We start from the raw sequence: 16,286 nt of genomic DNA on the forward strand, positions 1-16,286 counted from the left end.
CGGTGTAGATCTCGTGGAGTACGCCACTCTCGACGGCCTCGACCACCCGCGCACCGGAAGGGCTGTAAGCGAACGCCAGAGCACTGATGCTGCCACCGACATTGAGGACCGGGTTGTCGTGCCAGTCACCGGCCGGATCGGTGTAGATCTCGTGGAGTACGCCACTCTCGACGGCCTCGACCACCCGCGCACCGGAAGGGCTGTAAGCGAACGCCAGAGCACTGATGCTGCCACCCACCCCGAGGACCGGGTTGTCGTGCCAGTCACCGGCCGAGTCGGTGTAGATCTCGTGCAACGCGCCGTTCTCGACAGCCTCGATGACGCGGTTGGCCGGTGACGGCGTCGGAGTCGGGTCCGGATACGGGTTGGCGTGGTCGGTGCCGAGGCCGGTGCCGGGTGCGCAGGTCCAGGCACGGGCGCCCTGGTCGGCCAGGATCTTCTCGGCTATCAGGATCTGCTGCTTCTTGGTCGCGAGGTCGGGCCGGGCCGCGTACGCGGTGCCGCCGTAGTACCTCCAGTTGGTGAGGTTGATCTGCAGGCCGCCGTAGTACCCGTTGTTGGTGTTGATGCTCCAGTTGTTTCCGCTCTCGCACTGGGCGACCTTCTCCCAGGTGGCCACGGACGCGGCCCTCGCCTGGCCGAGACCGAGGCCGAGGGCGACGGCGGTCGCCGTCGCGGTGAGGGCGCCGATGGTGCGGATGAGTCGGGAGGAGCGGGAGGTTCGTCCCGTTCGAGGCATCTGGGTCGTCCTGTCCGCGATGGCGGGAACGGCCACCGTTGTGCGCGTGTCCACGCGAGTGCCTTCCTGAAGGGGCTTCGGCTACGGGCCCGGAGGCCCGGCGGTTTCCGTCGCGGGCTTCGGCAGGTTGTCCGAAGAACCGGTGGAGGCCCCATGGTTCGACATGTTTGATTGTCCAGCCATGAGGATTCGGTCGATGGCCAGATGAGCTGCGGACAATCGGGTTTGGCCGCGGCCAAGGCAAGGGGGGCACAACGTGGGTCGTGCTGGACGTCCGCAGGGACAGCTCAAGGGAGAGACCGCGCAGGCGGACGCCCTGGCCCGGTTCGTACAGGAGGTGACGTCCGGCGTCACCGTCCGCGAGCTGGCCCGGCGTCACCCCGTCGGCAAGACCAGTTGGAGCGAGTACCGCTCCGCCGAGAAGGACATTCCGTGGCACCTGCTCCAGCGCCTGGTCCACGACCGCGTGGCGGACCCGCGGGCCCGGGCGGTGTTGCTGGCGCGTGCGGGTGAGCTGCACGAACAGGCTACCCGGGCGGCCCGGGGGCTCCGGCCGCCCGCGGCGGGACGGTCCGCGGCGCGGCAGGCGCTGGAGGAGGCCCGTCGGGCGCAACGGCTCGCCGAGGAGGGCGTCGCGGAGGCGGAGGAGCTGATCCGCGTGCTGGTGGCGATCGTGGCCGAGTTGCGGGGTGAACTCGGTACCGGCGCCGCCGACGACACCGGCCGCTCCGCGTGGCGGGTGGCCGACGGGGACGGCGCGCGGTTGCGCAGGTCCCAGCTGCGCGACGCGACGCGTTGCCTGGCCGAGGTCCGGCGTATCCGGGAGAGCGCGCGCGAGGCGCAGCGGGCGGCACAGCTGGAACGCGCCGCCCTCGGGCTTCTGGCCGGTCAGGAGTGCGGGCCCGCCCGGGCGGACGACGACCGGGCGGCGAGTACCGAGCTGGTGGTGGCCGACGGCGTTCAGGCGCGTCTTCCCGCGCTGCGGCGGTTGTACGGCGATCTCGTCGAAGTGCGGGAGGCGCTGGCCGACCGACGCCGGGAGCTGACCGGGATGGTGCCGGCCGGGGCCGGACACGGGATTGTCCGCGGCGAGCTGGTCCGGACCGCGGACAACCGCCGGACCACCGCATTCGTGCTCGGCTCCACGTTCACCGGGCCGCCGCACGGGGTGTCCGCAGGCGCCCGGCGCCGAACGGCCCGTTCCGGTGCGGCGATGGGCGCGGTGGCCGCCCTGCTGGCCGGAGCGCTGGTGCTGGCCGGGGTGCTGGTGGGCCAGCGGCTGGGCACGGCGGCTCCCTCCCCCGTCGGACCGGCTCCTCTAGCGGCCGGTACCCCCGTCGGGACGGCCACCCGACCGGCCGGTACCGCCGCCGAGACAGCCGTCGCGAGCGCCGGCACCTCCCCGCCCGGGGCGGTCGACACCCCGGGGCCGACTCCCGTCGAGCGGCCGACCACCTCATCGACCGTTCCCGCACCGGACATCGCTGCTTCCCGGAGCACGGGAACACCGAGCCCCCCGCCGTTACCCGCACCCGCCGGTACGGTGGTTCCGACGGCGGGGCCCGGCGTCCCACCGCCCCTCGCCACCTCATCACCGTCGGCCGGGGGCGAACGGCCCGCACCGTCGCCGGCCCCTTCCGCACCGACGACCACGCCGCTGCCCGATCCCCCGGAGCCCGGCCGCCTCGGCGGAACCCCGATGACACCGCCGACAGGATCGGTGGAGATCAGGAACGGCAACAGCCTGCAGTGCGTGACCACCTCCGGCGGCAGCCGGGACGAGGGCCGGCAGGTCCAGCAGTTCCCCTGTGCGGACTTCCCCGATCACTTCTGGGAAAGCCAGAAGTCCCACACGGACGCCGCCGGCGACACCTACTACCGGATCGTCAGCTACAACAGCGCCCTGTGCCTCTCCGTCCGGGACTCCAGCACCGAAGCCGCCGCCACGGTCGTCCAGTCGGCGTGCGGGAACAGCCCCGGGCAGTTTTGGATGATCGAGAAATGGCCACACGGCATCCGTTTCGTCAACGGCAACAGCCACCAGTGTCTCGCCGTCTCCCGCGGCAGCAGTGCCCCGGAGGCCCCACTGATGCAGTACCCGTGCGGAGACTACCCGGACCACTACTGGAGCTACGGCCCGCGCCGGTAGCGGGTCGGCCTCCGGCGCCGGTTGTCCGCCACGGCCGTTGAGCCGGCGCCCGATGGACGACGTCGTTTGCGACGTGACCTCGGGGGTCGCGTGCTCGCAGGAGCGGGTGTTGTCCACAGGAGCGGGAGTCGGTCATCGCGGGCCTTTCCCCGGGAGCCCCGTCACTGCCCGGTGCGAGGGGCGAGGGGCTCTTGGGAGACGGGCTCTTGGGAGACGGGCTCTTGGGAGACGGGGAGCACCGAGTCGGGCTCGGCGCTCCCGTGGAGCGCTAGCTGACACCCTCCGGAACGGGCTCCCGGGATTCCGGCTGATCCGGGGCATCGGCCGGGGCGGCGGCACGCAGCGCCGCCTCGACCCGGCGGTTGCCGGTCATGGTCGCGGTGACGACGGTCATGGCGAGGAGGAGGCCGGCCGCGGTGTAGAGCGGGGCGCGTACGTCGTAGGTGGTGGCCAGCCAGCCGCCGAGGAAGGCGCCGAACGGGGCGGCGCACATGGCGAGCATGCGGGAGGTGGAGGCGACCCGGCCCATCAGGTGGGCGGGGACGATGGCCTGGCGGAGGGAGGGGCCGAGCACCATCGTGGCGCCCATGCCCGCTCCGCAGACGGCGAGCGCGAGACCGGCGACGTACGCGTTCGGGGCGGCGGCAAGGCCCAGGATGGCGAGCCCCTCGACCGCGGCCGTGCAGGTCAGCGCGGTGCCGGTGCCGAGTCGTCGGCCGAGGAAGGAGGCGATGCCCGCGCCGAGCAGACCGCCGGTGGCCTCCGCCGTGAGGAGCAGGCCGAAGCCGAAGGTGCCGATGCCGAGGCGATCGTGCGCGAAGAGGGCGAGTACGGTCTCCACCGCGAGGAAGGCGATGTTCCCGACCGCCGGACGCAGCGCGAGCCCGAGCAGCAACTGATCCCGGAACACGTACGAGGCGCCGGCCCGCGCCTGCCGCAGCAGCGACTCACGGGCCTGCGGTACGGGCCGGGGCGCGGCGGGCAGCGACCGCACGAGCAGGGCGGAGAGCGCGAACGACACCGCGTCGGCGAGCAGCGGGACCGCCCGCCCGAGTGCGAGCAGGGCACTGCCCGCGGGCGGCCCCGCGAAGCCGGACGCGGCGGTCTGGGCGCCGCGCAGGCGGGAGTTGGCGCGCTCCAGGAGCGCGGGGTCGCGGCCGAGCAGATCCGGCAGGTAGGCCGTGGCGGCCGTGTCGAAGAAGAGTCCGCCGAGGCCGAGCAGGAAGGCGACGCCCGCGAGCAACGGAATGCTCAGCACGTCGAGCGCGGCCGCTGCCGCCGGTATCGCGAGCAGCGCCGCACGCGCCGCGTCCGTGACCCACATCGTGCGCCGACGGTCCCAGCGGTCCACCAGCGCACCGCCGAGCACCCCGAAGAGCAGCCACGGCAGCGTTCCGGTGGCCGTGACGACGGCGAGCGCCATCGGATCCCGCGTCAACGTCAGGGCGATCAGCGGCAGCGCGGCGTGCGACACCCCGTCACCGAGCGAGGACACCGTCTGCGCGGTCCACAGCCGTCCGAACCCGGTCGGCAACTTCTGAATGTCTGAGGTCACTTGGCGTCCCCTTCGGCCTGCCGGCGCGGTGCCGGGTGGAACAGCGCGAAGACGAGTGACGCGTCCGGCAGGGACGGATCGGACAGCGCTCGGTACTCGTTCGCCAGGGCTCGCAGCCGCGCCCCCAGCTCCGCGAACTGCTCCTCGGTGAGCCGCAGATGCGCCATCCCCACGTGTCGCTCGCCGTCCGCCGGCGACGCCTCCAAGTCCGCCACCGCGTGCCGCATCAGCACATCCGGCCCTCCCTCGCCCGGATCCGGCAGTACGATCGCCCGCGCGGCCATCGCGTAGTACCGCTCGGTGACACCCCGCACCTTCCGCGTCCGTACCACCTTCACCAGGCCGGCCCGCTCCAGCAGCCGGACGTGGTAGCTGGAACTCCCCTTCGCGAGACCCACCCGCTCGGCGATCTGCGTGATCGTCGCGGGCTCGAAGCGGAGCACGGCCATGATCCGGTGGCGCGTGAGGTTGGAAACGGCGCGCAGTTGCTCGTCCGTGGTGACGTGGAACGTCTCGGGAAGATCGTCGGTAGGCATGCGCCTAATGGTCAACGTTTCTTGACCATTAGGCAAGGGGTTTCGCCCGGACGTTCGGAATCGACCGTCCGGCACATGAGGCCTTCGCTCCCGCAGGCTCCTTCCCGACCTCGCTCACCCCGCACCCGGACGACTGCGTCCCGCCCGGCGCGGAAGCCCATCGAACCCAGGTCGTTCGACCACCTCGGATCGCCGTCCTCCGACAGGGGTCGGGATGATGACGATCATTCAGCATGCTGGTGGTGAAGCCGACTTGCCCGCTGTCGGACCGCTCGTTCGCACCGAACGCGAACTCGGGTACGCCCGAGTGCCGACGGGCGGGCGGAGGCTGGAGCAGCGGCTCGGCACGCTCACCGCCGCCGGGGGCCTCGCCGCGGCGCGCGCCCGTGGCCGGGTCGGCGGACGCCCCGCCGTCGCCGCCGCGGAGATCATCCGCGCCGCCCGCCACCTGCCGCCCGACCCGGGCCGCGCGGCGGGTCGGAGCGCGGCCCGGTCAGCGCGCGGCGGGTCACATGACGGACCGGGTCACGTGACAGACCGGGTCACGGGTACGTCAGCGGGTATCGCCCCTCCAGTCCCACCGCCGCGGATCCTCGGCGCGCGGCTCGTAGTGAGCACGTCCACCCGCGCCGTACCGGCCGATCTCGGTGGGCAGCGCGGCGCCGCCGGCGACCTCCGCCTCGCCCCAGCCGGTGACGTCCAGGAGGAGGCCGTCGAGCGGGCCCCCGACCAGCTCCCGGTAGGAACGCCCGGGCCTCGGGCCGGGGTCCGGGTCGTCGTGGTCGGTCCCGTACACCCGGCCCCGCAACAGCGCCTCGTCGTCCATGCCCGCCAGCATCCCAGCCACCACCGACACACGTTCCGAACAGGAGGCCAGGGTGCCGCCGGACGGCGCTCAGGCCCACCCTCCCCCGCCCCTGCCGGCGGCGCCCGCACCGGGGTCAGGAGCGGTCCTGAACGCCGTTCCCGACCACACCGGTTGGCGAAGCGCCACTGGAGGTGCCGGGCGTACGGGTTGCCCGAGAACATCGGCCGCTCAGTGGGCGGGCCGGCGGCGCCGGCCGGCGACGTCGCCCCCTCCCCCGTCGGACGACGGGTGCCACCGGGATGCTACCCGCCGGTAGGATGCCGGTGGCCCTACACGGAGACGGCAGTACAGGCAGCGGGCGGGACGGGGACGATGGGGATTCGGCTACTCGGGCCGGTCGAGCTGCGGCTCGCGAACGGCGAGGCCGCCGCGGTGAGCGGTGCGCAACGGCGGGGGGTGCTCGCCCTGCTCGCCCTGCTCGCCCTGGAGTTGGGCCGCACGGTGGCGGTCGAGCGGCTCTTCGAGCTGCTGTGGGCCGACGAGCCGCCGACCCGGGCGAGGGCGGCGTTGCAGGGACACGTCGCGGCGCTGCGCAAGGTGCTGGCCGGTTCGGGTTTCACGCTGGCCACCCGCGCGCCCGGCTACCGGCTCGACGGCGCCCCCGAGGCGGTCGACGCGCTCGCCGCCGCCTCCCTGACCGCGCGGGCCGCCGCGACGGCCGACGACGCCACCGCCGCCGCGCTGCTCCAGCGGGCGCTCGGGCTGTGGCGTGGCGCGGCCCTGGCCGACCTTCCGGCCACCCCACTGCGCGCCGCCCTGGCCGGCCGGCTCGACGAGGGCCGGACCGAGACGCTGACCGGCTGGGCGGGGCGGCAGCTGCGGCTCGGACACGGCCGCACGGCCGTCCCCGCGCTGGAGGAGAGCGTCCGCGCGGACGGGCTGCGCGAGCCCACCGCGGCCCTGCTGATGCGCTGTCTGCACCAGAGCGGCCGCGGGCCCGACGCGCTGCGCGTCTACCACCGGGCCCGGGCCCGGCTGGACGAGGAACTCGGCGTCGTACCGGGGCCCGCGCTGCAGGAGGCCCTGGCCGAGGTGCTGGCGGCCGAGCCGCCCGGTGCCCCCGCGACGGCGAACGCACCCGTCGCGCCGTCGGCGGCCACCGGTGACCTGCCCGGACCGCCCCGGGGTTTCGTCGGCCGCGCGGCGGAGAACCGCTGGCTGGACCAGCGGTGCGGGCCGGACCGGACCGGGGACGGCCTGGCCGTGGTGGCCGGCCCCGCCGGCGTGGGCAAGACCGCGACGGTGCTGCACTGGGCCCACCACGCCGCGGCGGGCTTCCCGGACGGCGTGCTCTTCGCCGACCTGCGCGGCTTCGACCCCGCAGGACCGGGCGACCCGGTCCAGGCCCTGGGACGCTTCCTCCGGGCGCTCGGCCTGCCCGAGCCGGCGATCCCGCAGGACCGGGCCGCGCGGGCGGCACTCTTCCGCGACCACACCCGCGGGCGCCGGCTGCTCGTCGTACTGGACAACGTGCGGTGCGTCGCCGACCTGGCCGACCTGCTGCCCTCCGGACCCGGCTGCGCCACGGTGATCACCAGCCGGAACAGCCTGGAGGACCTGGTGGTCACCGACGGTGCCGCGCTGCTCCGGCTCGCCGCCCTGCCGTCCGCCGACGCGCACCGCCTGCTGGAGCGCCTGCTCACCGTCGAGCGCGTGGCGGCGGAGCCGGAGCCGGCCGGGCGGCTGATCGAGCTCTGCGACCGGCTCCCGCTGGCCCTGCGGATCGTGGCCGCCCGGCTCGCCGCGCGCCCGGGCTGGCGGGTCGCCGACCTGGTGGACGAGCTGACCGACGAGGGCACCCGGCTGGCCGCGCTCGGCACCCAGGGCGGGGTGGTCAGCGTCCGGGCGGCGCTCACCCTGACACACCGTCATGTCCCCGACGACGCGCGGCGCCTGCTCGCGCTGCTGACCGCGCACCCGGGGAGCGCGACCGACCCGTACGCGGCCGCCGCGCTGCTGGACACGGACGCCGAGGGGGCTCGTCACGCGCTCGGCCCGCTCGCCGCGCACCACCTGCTGTCGGAGCAGACGCCCGGCCGCTTCGGCCGGCACGATCTCGTCCGGCTCTACGGCACGGAGCTGTTCGACCGGCTGGCCCCCGAACGGCAGCGGGAGGCGTTCCGACGCCTGGTCGACTACGAGCTCGTGGCCAGCGGCCTGGCGGTGCGGCGGATGAACCCGTACCACGAGCCGTTCCGGCCGCCGGGGCCCGGGCCGCGTGCGCTGCCGCGGCTGGACGACGTCCGGTCCACGCTCGCCTGGTGCCACGCCGAGGAGCCGGTGCTCCGCGCGCTGGTGACGGCCGCGACCGACCGCGGCGAGTACGAACGCGCGTGGCGCCTGGCCCGGTCGACGTCGACCCTCTACTACGGTGCCGGACGCGTCGCCGACCGGCTCGACTGCCTGCGGGTCGGGCTGCGGGCCGCCCGGCTGGACGGCGGCCGGGAAGGACTGGCCGCCATGGAGACGGCGACGGCCTGCGCGCTCGGGTCGAGCGGACGCGTCGCCGAGGCGCTGCCGCTCGCCGGGCGGGCCGTCGGCCGGACCACACCGGACGACGGCGAACTGCACATCCACGCCCTCTCCGTGCGCTCCTCGATGGCCGCCCTGTCCGGCGACACCGTCGAGGCCGACCGGATCGCGCGGGCCGCCCTCGCCCTCATCCGGGCGAGCGGGCTGCGCGAGCACGCCGCCACCGTGCTCAGCAACGCGGCGGCGATCAAGGTGGTGCTGGGCGAGCCGGTGACCGCGCTGGAGCACGCCCGCGAGACGCGCGCCCTGCTGTCCGATCGTCCGACGGCCAATGCCCACCTGTGGGCGATGGTCAGTGAGGCGCTCGCCCGACAGGCACTGGGAGAACCGGAAGCGGCCGAACGGGTCTGGCGGGAGGCCCTGCGCCTGTGCGGGTCGAGCGGCAACGGGCGGCTGCACGCCCTGGCGCGGCGTCACTTCGCCGATTTCCTGGCGGGGACGGGACGGGCCGAGGAGGCCCGCGACCACCTCCGGACCGCGGGCGAGCTGTACACCGCGCACGGGGACGTCCGGCTGGCCGAGGAGCTGGACGGACTGCTGACTCGACCCGCGGGCCACCGGGCGCCGACGGGCACGGCCGTGCCCGGCCCCCGGGCCCGCGGCGACATGCGGATCGCGTAGCACGGCGCATCGGAGACGAGATGACCATCCATCACCTGAACTGCGCGACCATGTGCCCCGTCGGGGGCCGGCTGCTGCTGGGCAGCGGCGGACCACTGGTCGGACGGCTGGCGGCCCACTGCCTGCTGGTGGAGGGCGCGGACGGGCTGATCCTGGTCGACACCGGCTTCGGGACCGGTGACGTCGCGGACCCCCGCCGGCTCGGGCGGTCGTTCCTGCGGACGGTCCGGCCCCGGCTGGAACCGGCGACCACCGCGCTGCACCAGGTCCGCGCGCTCGGCCACGACCCGCGCGACGTCCGCCACATCGTCCTGACCCACCTCGACCCCGATCACGCCGGCGGGATCGCCGACTTCCCGCACGCCCGAGTGCACGTCCTCGCCGACGAGCTCCGGGCCGCCGAGGCCCTGGCGACCCGCGGGGAACGCGACCGCTACCGCCCGGTCCAGTGGGCCCACGGTCCGCGCTGGGTCGAGCACCGGCCGAGCGCCGCCACCGAGAGCTGGTACGGCTTCCGCGCGATCCCGCCGCTCCCGCGCCAGTCCCCCGACCTCCTGCTGGTCCCGCTCCCGGGGCACACCCGGGGCCACTGCGGCGTCGCCGTCCGGGAGGCGGACCGCTGGCTGCTGCACTGCGGCGACGCCTACTTCTCACAGACGGACGTCGATCCTGCCGCACCCCGCCGCCCACCCGGGCTGACCGCCTTCCAGCGCATGATGGCGGTCGACAACGGCGCCCGCCTGCACAACCGGGAGCGGCTGCGCGAACTGCGCCGCACCCACCACGACGAGGTACGGCTGATCTGCGCCCACGACCCGGCCGGCCTCGGCCCGCGTCCGGACGGCACCTCCTGACCCACCCTGAGGGGCCCTGACTCATGCCGCGCCGAGGAGTGGCCACGGACTGGGCCGGGCGGCGGAGGCGACGGGGCGTCCACCCCGGCCCAGGCCAGGCTCGCCGTCGTCGAGCGGGCCCGAGTTCTCCACCGGCCGGCAGAACGCCTGCCGGGCCGGGCCCCCGGCCCGTCGGAGGAGTCCGATCGCGGGCCTGGTGGAGCGAGGGTCCCGTGAGGTGGGCTAGGCTGCACGGCCATGACGACCGGGATGGCCTTGCGCCGCACACGGATTGGTGACCCGGTGCTCTTCTGAGCGCCGTACGAGCCGGGGCGGGCCCGCTGTGCGGTCGAGGATCCGGCGCCGCCGCGCGGGCTCCCCCTCCTGTCGTGTTGATCACAGCTCGACACGTCAACCACGACAGGAGAACTCATGCCCACCAAGACGCTGCGCATTCCCACCGCGGACGGCCGGGCCGACGCGTTCGCCGCCTTCCCCGACCGCGGCGACCGGCACCCAGGGGTGCTGATGTACCCGGACGGCTTCGGCATCCGGCCCGTGCTGCGGGAGATGGCCCGCGAGCTGGCCGGGCACGGGTACTACGTACTCGTCCCCAACCTCTTCTACCGGCACGGCCCGGCACCGGTGATCGAACTCCCCGCGCACATCGGAGAAGAGGCCCGGCCCGCGGTCCTCGCCCGGCTGATGCCCCTGATCGAGGCGCACACCGCCGACCGTGTCCTGCGCGACGCCGACGCCTACCTCAGGTTCCTCACCGCCCAGTCCGAGGTCGGCGCCGGACCGGTCGGGGTGACCGGCTACTGCATCGGCGGCCTCCTGGCGATGCGCACCGCCGCGGCCCACCCCGACCGGATGGCCGCCGTCGCCGGATTCCACGGCCCCGTGGGCGCCGACGGGCCCGACAGCTTCGCCGCGCTCACGGCCCAGGTCCACCTCGGCCACGCCGAAGGCGACCTGACGCCCGAGGCCCTCGGCGAGCTCAACCGGGCCCTGGACGCCGCGGGTGTCGACCACACCTCCGAGATCTATCCCGGCACCGTCCACGGCTTCACCATGTCCGACACCGACGCCTTCGATCCCGCCGCGCTGCAGCGCCATTGGGACCGCCTGCTGCCCCTTCTCGACCGCACCCTGAAGCAGACGGCTCGATAGGACCCGCCGTTCGTCCCCCTCGTGGAGACCGGCCGGCCGTGTCGACGTGGGCCGACCGGTCCCGCCGCGATGTCCCCGGGGCCGGCCGTTCCGCCGAGCGGCCGGCCCCGCGTACGCCACATCGACGTCGAGTTGCGTGATCAAGGCTAGCCCGGCGGTCCCGGGGCACGGAACCGAATCCTCCCGGTCCTGATCGCGACTTCGCGCGATTCTCCCGGTGGATTCCCGGCATCGCCGTGAAGGTCGACGAAGGCGCGGGCGGTCGTGGACCGCCCGCGCCAGGTCCGCAGTGGGGCGAGGCCGTGCCCGGCAGAGGCATGCCGGCAGGAACGTGTCCGGCGGCCAGGACCGGGTCGGCTTCCGGCCGGCCTCGGGCCGGAGCCGCGGGAGGCGGTCCCGGCGGACGGCGGCCCATGTCCGCCGCCGCGTGCCGACCTTGCCGACCGAGGCCCCCGCTACGTGCACCAGAACAGGAACGGGGTGCAGGTGGGCGTCGGCTTCGGGGTGGCGGTGCCCGAGGGGTGCGGCGAGACCGTCGGGGGCTGCGTGGCGGTCGCGGTGGGCGGGGCCGTGGTGGGCACCGGCGGGATCGAAGGGGCCGGTTCCGGGGCCCGGCTGCCCGTCGGCGCGCCCTGGGCGGTGCCCCTGGTGGAGACGGTGGCGGAGGTGGCGGAGGCGAGGGCGGTGACGGAGGCGGTGACGGAGGCGATCGGGCTCGCGGCCGTCCGCCGCGCGGTCGGCGCGGCCGGGGCCGTGGTCCTGCCCGTCGTGGTGGCCGGTGCGGCGGACGTCGGGGCACCGGGCGACGGCGTCGCGACCGGTCCGCCCGCGACCGGTGGGGGCGCCGCGCCCTCCGTGCCGTTGGCGGCCAGCGCCGCGGCACCGAGGCCCGCCACGGCCAGGCCGACGACGGAGAGCACCAGCACGCCCGGGCGGCGTGCGGAGCGGCGCACGGGGCGCCGGGGGCCCGCCGATCCGGCGGACCGGCCGGGCGGCGCGGGCGGCGCGGGCGGCGCGGGCGGCGCGGGCGGCGCGGGCGGCGCGGGCGGCGCGGGCGGCGCGGGCGGCGCGGGCGGCGGCGAACCGGCGGGCAGCGACCGCGGCACGGCGGCATCGGGCGGCATCGCCCGGGCGTCCGCGAGGGCCCCGCAGCCGGGACAGGTCATCGCGCCGTTCAGGTGACGGCGGCAGGGTTCGCAGTAGTCCATGTGATCTTCCCGTGCTGCCGGGGTGGCCGGCACACACCGGTCGTCGTCGGCCGGGGTTCCGCGCACGTCGTCGTGCGCATGCGGAGCCTAGGCAGCCCGACTGTGAGGGTTCCAGACCTCGCCGTGACGCTTCTGCGAAGATTGCGCACCCTTCGAAGGGGCGCGCCCGGGACCCGGACCGTCACCGGCCTCGCGGCCACCCGAATCGCGTCCGCCGGCAGAGCCACCCCGGCCGGCCTCCGACAGCCCCCGGCCGGCCGCCGCCGGGGCGACGGCGAGGGGTCGGGACCGGAGGCCGGGCCGGTCGCGCCGGGCCGACGGCAGCGCGGCCGACGGGAACGGCACGCCGGGCGGGCGGGGCGGGGCCGGAGCCCGGCGGGGGTCCACTCGGGCGATACTGCGCGTGCTCGCTCGATGACTACATGTCACGCTCAATGGGTAGTCCACGAACAGTCAATGGTGAGGAGAGACCGGATGAACAGCACGACCTCGCGCGCGGGGCTCCGACTCGCGGCCGCCGCCCTGGCCGTCGCCTCCCTGGCGGCCGCCGCGCCCGCCGCCGCCGCGAAGACCGCCCAGGCCGCCCAAGCCGGCCGGGCCGCCACCGCGTGCGCCCCCTCGGCCACCTACCACCTGCAGGCGCAGAACGTCTACGGCGACTGGGAGCGCGCCGCCGAGGTCGACACCTCGATCAACGCGTGCGCCTTCACCCCCGCCAACGAATGGACGTTCGACGTCGTCCAGGCCGCGCCGAACCGCGGCTACGGCCTCGCCGGCTGGAAGGTCCGTGCCTGGTTCCAGAACCAGGACCAGACGCCCGACTACCGCACCGTCGTCCTCAAGATCCGCGTCGACCACTGCTACCCCAACGGCACGTGCGCGAACGACCTCGCCGCGTTCGACGTGAAGTACCGGCTCTTCCGCGACGCCTACACCCGACAGGTCATCACCGACACCTCCACCGACGTGATCGGCGACGCCCGTGGCTGGCGCATCGACCCCCGCTCCTGAGTCCCGGACTCCCCGCACAGGAATCGAGGCAACGATGCGCCCGGCCCACCGCACCCCCGGCCACCGGCACCGGCCCCGCGGCGTCGTGACCGCCGTCGTCACGGCCCTGCTGACGCTGACCACCGCCACGGTCGCCGCCCCCGCCCACGCGGCCGGCTCCGGCGACGCCCCCGCCCGCCGGGACTACGTCCTGCTGGCCCCCGCCCACGTCCCGCTGACCGAACCCGGCCACGAGCAGCCCCTCGACCAGCTCGTGGAGCGCATCCGCGCCATGGAACCCGGACCGCACGAGCACCACGCCCCCCGTGCCGGCAAGCGCTCGGGCCAGGACGACCTGCCCGCCTACGAGTGCCGCGAGCAGGACGCGGCCTTCCACGACCAGGGCTACGGCAAATCGCGGTTCGCCACCTGCCAGGCGTTCCACCTCCACCCCACCCACGTCACCTGCTGGTGGATCTTCTGCTCCGTCACCGGCAGCGCGGACGCCGAGATGACCGACATCCAGTACGGCCACAACGCACGCCGCGAGGTCGACGTCGTCCAGGTCCTCGACAACTGGCGCCTCGAAGGCGACATCGCCGAGGTACCGCTCAGCCTCAACGTCACCTGCACCGCCAGGCCCGGGTTCGGCCCCTGCGTCGTCGACAGCGGCTTCGGCGGCCCCTACATCCAGCCCATCGGACTGTGGGCCGCCGAGGGGTCCGTCACCAGCCGCTACTACTCCTTCCGCCAGGATCCCACCGGCGGCCTCGGCACCGCCCTCATCAGCTACGCCGACCTCGCCGCACACGTCTCGGTCATCGGCGAAGGCGCGGCCAACCCCTACGACGGTCCCAACAGCGGGATCCGCTGCGACTCCGCCCCCTACCTCATCGCCACCGCCGCCGGCGAGGGCTGCGTCTTCCCCTGGGTCACCGAGACCCTGCACATCAACCGCGCCGACCACCCCGAGTCCGCCGACCACATCATCACCGCCCAGTACCACCCCGACCAGACCGTCCCCGACGCCCCGAACAAGCAGATCCCCGGCGCCCCCGGCGCCGCGCCGCTGCACCGCGTCGCCGACCAGGCCGCCATCGACGCGCACCGCGCCGTCGCCGTCGCCGCCTGCCAGACGTACTTCCCCGACTACGCCCACGAGGGCCTGGACTGCGACGAGTACCCCTTCGCGTCCACCCTCGAAGGCGCCGACGACAACCTCAAGAACTACAGCGTCGAACCCATCCACGACTGGGACAACCGCGGCTCCGGAGGCAAACTCAGCGCCTTCTACCAGAACCGGCGCATCCTCGGCAGCGACTTCACCAACGACCCCTTCCACGTCCAGGTCGACCCCTGACCGCCCCGTGGACCCGACCGCCGGCCGACCCCCCGTCGCACCGGTCACCGAACTGGCCACCGAAGTGCGCGCCGAACACCACCTCTTCCACCTCGTCGACACCGCCGCCGCACCCGGCGGCGAGCCCGACGACGAACCGGAGACCCCGCGCCGCGACCAACTCGCGACCGCCGCGGCCGGCGCCGTCACCTTCAACAGCGCGCTCTCCGACCACTACCCCCACGTCACCCTCCAGCACTGGACCGCGCCGCCCCCGCCGCCGCCCGGCGACTGGCCCCGCCGCAGCCAGCTCACCGTCGACCTCGAAGGCGGCCGCCTCACCCTCACCTCCGGGGTCTCCCGTCTCCCGGCCGACGCGGTCCTGCGCCTCCCACCCGGCCGCTACACCCTCACCGCCTACCGCGGCGCCCCCCGCCCCACCCGAGAACTCCTCCCCCACCGGGCCGAGCACTGGCTGCTGCGGCTGTGGCCCGGGTGAAGCGCCCGCAGTGACCCCCGAGAGGCACCGGCCCGTTCACCAGCGTCCTCGATCTCCGGCCCACCGCCGCGTCCTGACAACCGATCCGGCTCGCTCACGAACCCTGGAACCGATCCCCCCGCCCCAGCGCCGAGGCCCGCGGGCGGGCCGTGAGCCGTGGGCGGGCCGTGGCCGTGGGCGGGCCGTGGCCGTGGGCGGGCCGTGGCCGTGGGCGGGCCGTGGCCGTGGGCGGGCCGTGGCCGTGGGCGGGCCGTGGCCGTGCTACACCGGTCACCCCGGTCACCCACGCCGCCCCGACCGCACCGCCCCCGTTCCGGCCGCCACCACCAGGAGGACCGCCAGGCCCTGGCCCACCGACAACTCCTGCCCCAGGACCAGGAATCCGGCCAGCGCGCCGACCGCCGGGGCCAGGCCGGTCAGAACGGCGAAGGTCGGCGCGGACAACCGGCGCAGCGCCAGCAACTCCAGCGTGTACGGAAGCCCCGAGGACAGCACGGCCACCGCCGGCCCCAGCCCCAGTACCCCCGGCTCCAGCAGCGTGCCGCCGCAGGACCCGATGCCCAGCGGGAGGCTCATCAACGCGGCCACCGTCATCGCCACCGCCAGCCCGTCCAGGCGCGGGAAGCGCTGCCCCGTACGGGAGTTGAGCACGATGTAGGCGGCGCACAGCGCGCCCGCCCCGAGCGCGAAGCCGGCACCCGCGGGATCGAGCCGGCCGAAACCGTCCCGTCCGAGCAGGAAGACCCCGGCGAACGCCAGCGCGGCCCACAGGAGGCCGGCGGCCCGTCGGGCGGTGACGACCGACAGCAGGAGCGGTCCGAGGACCTCCAGGGTCACCGCCGCGCCGAGCGGGATCCGCTCGATCGCCTGGTAGAAGAGGATGTTCATACCACCGAGGGCGGCCCCGAAAGCACCCGCCACCGCCCAGTCGGCCCGGCTGTGCCCGCGCAGCCGGGGACGGCAGACGGCCAACAGCAGCACGGCCGTGACGGTCACCCGAAGCGTCACCGTGCCCAGCGCCCCGACCCGGGGGAAGAGCGTCGCGGCGACGGCGGAGCCGAACTGCACCGAGAGCGTGCTGGCCAGCACCATCGCGACACCGGACGCGCCCCCCGCCCGGGCGGGCGCGGCCACCACCGGGACGCGGTCCCCCGCGGGGCCGCCCGTCGCCGCCACGGCCACCGGTGACGCCACCGGCGACACCGTCCCTGAAGTCGTGTTCGTCATGCCTCCACGCTAGGAAG

13 protein-coding genes are annotated in these 16,286 nt (G+C 75.0%); 8 read left to right on the forward strand and 5 right to left on the reverse strand.

All coding sequences use genetic code 11. The annotated features are described in order from the left end of the window. Nucleotides 1-739: transglycosylase family protein (locus ACIQTO_RS10060; protein WP_402385449.1), on the reverse strand; the 739-nt coding region annotated here is incomplete at its 3' end. A 256-nt stretch (nt 740-995) separates the two neighbouring features. Here ACIQTO_RS10060 and ACIQTO_RS10065 point away from each other — a divergent pair. Continuing rightward, nucleotides 996-2,888, forward strand: coding sequence for an RICIN domain-containing protein (locus tag ACIQTO_RS10065; RefSeq protein ID WP_402385452.1), 1,893 nt, complete (start codon nt 996-998; stop codon nt 2,886-2,888). Nucleotides 2,889-3,156: 268 nt separating this feature from the next. Here ACIQTO_RS10065 and ACIQTO_RS10070 read toward each other — a convergent pair whose 3' ends face one another. The 3 genes from ACIQTO_RS10070 to ACIQTO_RS10080 form a co-directional block, all read right to left on the reverse strand. Further along, complete coding sequence (locus ACIQTO_RS10070) at nt 3,157-4,443, reverse strand: MFS transporter (RefSeq protein ID WP_402385454.1); 1,287 nt, start codon at nt 4,441-4,443, stop codon at nt 3,157-3,159. After that, nucleotides 4,440-4,979 (reverse strand): ArsR/SmtB family transcription factor, encoded by a 540-nt coding sequence (locus ACIQTO_RS10075; protein WP_402385457.1) that lies wholly within the window; start codon nt 4,977-4,979, stop codon nt 4,440-4,442. The genes ACIQTO_RS10070 and ACIQTO_RS10075 overlap by 4 nt, the downstream gene beginning before the upstream one ends. A 553-nt stretch (nt 4,980-5,532) precedes the next feature. After that, entirely contained in the window at nt 5,533-5,805 is a 273-nt protein-coding gene (locus tag ACIQTO_RS10080; protein ID WP_402386274.1) for a hypothetical protein, read from the reverse strand. A gap of 354 nt (nt 5,806-6,159) precedes the next feature. On the opposite strand from ACIQTO_RS10080, the gene ACIQTO_RS10085 reads away from it, so the two are divergent. The 7 genes from ACIQTO_RS10085 to ACIQTO_RS10115 all read left to right on the forward strand — a co-directional run bounded on the left by ACIQTO_RS10085 (nt 6,160) and on the right by ACIQTO_RS10115 (nt 15,042). Beyond that, nucleotides 6,160-9,000, forward strand: coding sequence for an AfsR/SARP family transcriptional regulator (locus ACIQTO_RS10085; RefSeq protein ID WP_402385460.1), 2,841 nt, complete (start codon nt 6,160-6,162; stop codon nt 8,998-9,000). Between the two features lie 20 nt (nt 9,001-9,020). Beyond that, a complete protein-coding gene (locus ACIQTO_RS10090; RefSeq protein WP_402385463.1) occupies nt 9,021-9,854 on the forward strand; it encodes an MBL fold metallo-hydrolase in 834 nt (277 codons plus the stop codon). Between the two features lie 411 nt (nt 9,855-10,265). Next, entirely contained in the window at nt 10,266-11,006 is a 741-nt protein-coding gene (locus ACIQTO_RS10095) for a dienelactone hydrolase family protein (RefSeq protein WP_402385466.1), read from the forward strand. Between the two features lie 459 nt (nt 11,007-11,465). Beyond that, nucleotides 11,466-12,188: a hypothetical protein gene (locus ACIQTO_RS10100; protein ID WP_402385468.1), complete on the forward strand. Its 723-nt coding sequence runs from the start codon at nt 11,466-11,468 to the stop codon at nt 12,186-12,188. A gap of 500 nt (nt 12,189-12,688) precedes the next feature. Next, nucleotides 12,689-13,225 (forward strand): hypothetical protein, encoded by a 537-nt coding sequence (locus tag ACIQTO_RS10105; protein WP_402385471.1) that lies wholly within the window; start codon nt 12,689-12,691, stop codon nt 13,223-13,225. Between the two features lie 34 nt (nt 13,226-13,259). After that, nucleotides 13,260-14,564 carry a NucA/NucB deoxyribonuclease domain-containing protein gene (locus tag ACIQTO_RS10110; protein ID WP_402385474.1) on the forward strand — a complete coding sequence of 435 codons (1,305 nt, stop codon included), beginning with the start codon at nt 13,260-13,262 and terminating at the stop codon, nt 14,562-14,564. 7 nt (nt 14,565-14,571) lie between these two features. Beyond that, a complete protein-coding gene (locus tag ACIQTO_RS10115) occupies nt 14,572-15,042 on the forward strand; it encodes a hypothetical protein (protein WP_402385477.1) in 471 nt (156 codons plus the stop codon). A gap of 279 nt (nt 15,043-15,321) precedes the next feature. Here ACIQTO_RS10115 and ACIQTO_RS10120 read toward each other — a convergent pair whose 3' ends face one another. Beyond that, nucleotides 15,322-16,269: an EamA family transporter gene (locus ACIQTO_RS10120; RefSeq protein WP_402385479.1), complete on the reverse strand. Its 948-nt coding sequence runs from the start codon at nt 16,267-16,269 to the stop codon at nt 15,322-15,324. Nucleotides 16,270-16,286: the final 17 nt, after the last annotated feature.

This window comes from Kitasatospora sp. NPDC091207, assembly GCF_044768625.1.
Lineage (GTDB): Bacteria > Actinomycetota > Actinomycetes > Streptomycetales > Streptomycetaceae > Kitasatospora.

Bases quoted from the DNA above. Each gene is read 5' to 3' on its own strand.
- ACIQTO_RS10075 (WP_402385457.1), bottom strand. From the start codon at position 4,979: ATGCCTACCGACGATCTTCCCGAGACGTTCCACGTCACCACGGACGAG.
- ACIQTO_RS10080 (WP_402386274.1), bottom strand. From the start codon at position 5,805: ATGGACGACGAGGCGCTGTTGCGGGGCCGGGTGTACGGGACCGACCAC.
- ACIQTO_RS10085 (WP_402385460.1), top strand. From the start codon at position 6,160: ATGGGGATTCGGCTACTCGGGCCGGTCGAGCTGCGGCTCGCGAACGGC.
- ACIQTO_RS10090 (WP_402385463.1), top strand. From the start codon at position 9,021: ATGACCATCCATCACCTGAACTGCGCGACCATGTGCCCCGTCGGGGGC.
- ACIQTO_RS10095 (WP_402385466.1), top strand. From the start codon at position 10,266: ATGCCCACCAAGACGCTGCGCATTCCCACCGCGGACGGCCGGGCCGAC.
- ACIQTO_RS10105 (WP_402385471.1), top strand. From the start codon at position 12,689: ATGAACAGCACGACCTCGCGCGCGGGGCTCCGACTCGCGGCCGCCGCC.
- ACIQTO_RS10110 (WP_402385474.1), top strand. From the start codon at position 13,260: ATGCGCCCGGCCCACCGCACCCCCGGCCACCGGCACCGGCCCCGCGGC.
- ACIQTO_RS10120 (WP_402385479.1), bottom strand. From the start codon at position 16,269: ATGACGAACACGACTTCAGGGACGGTGTCGCCGGTGGCGTCACCGGTG.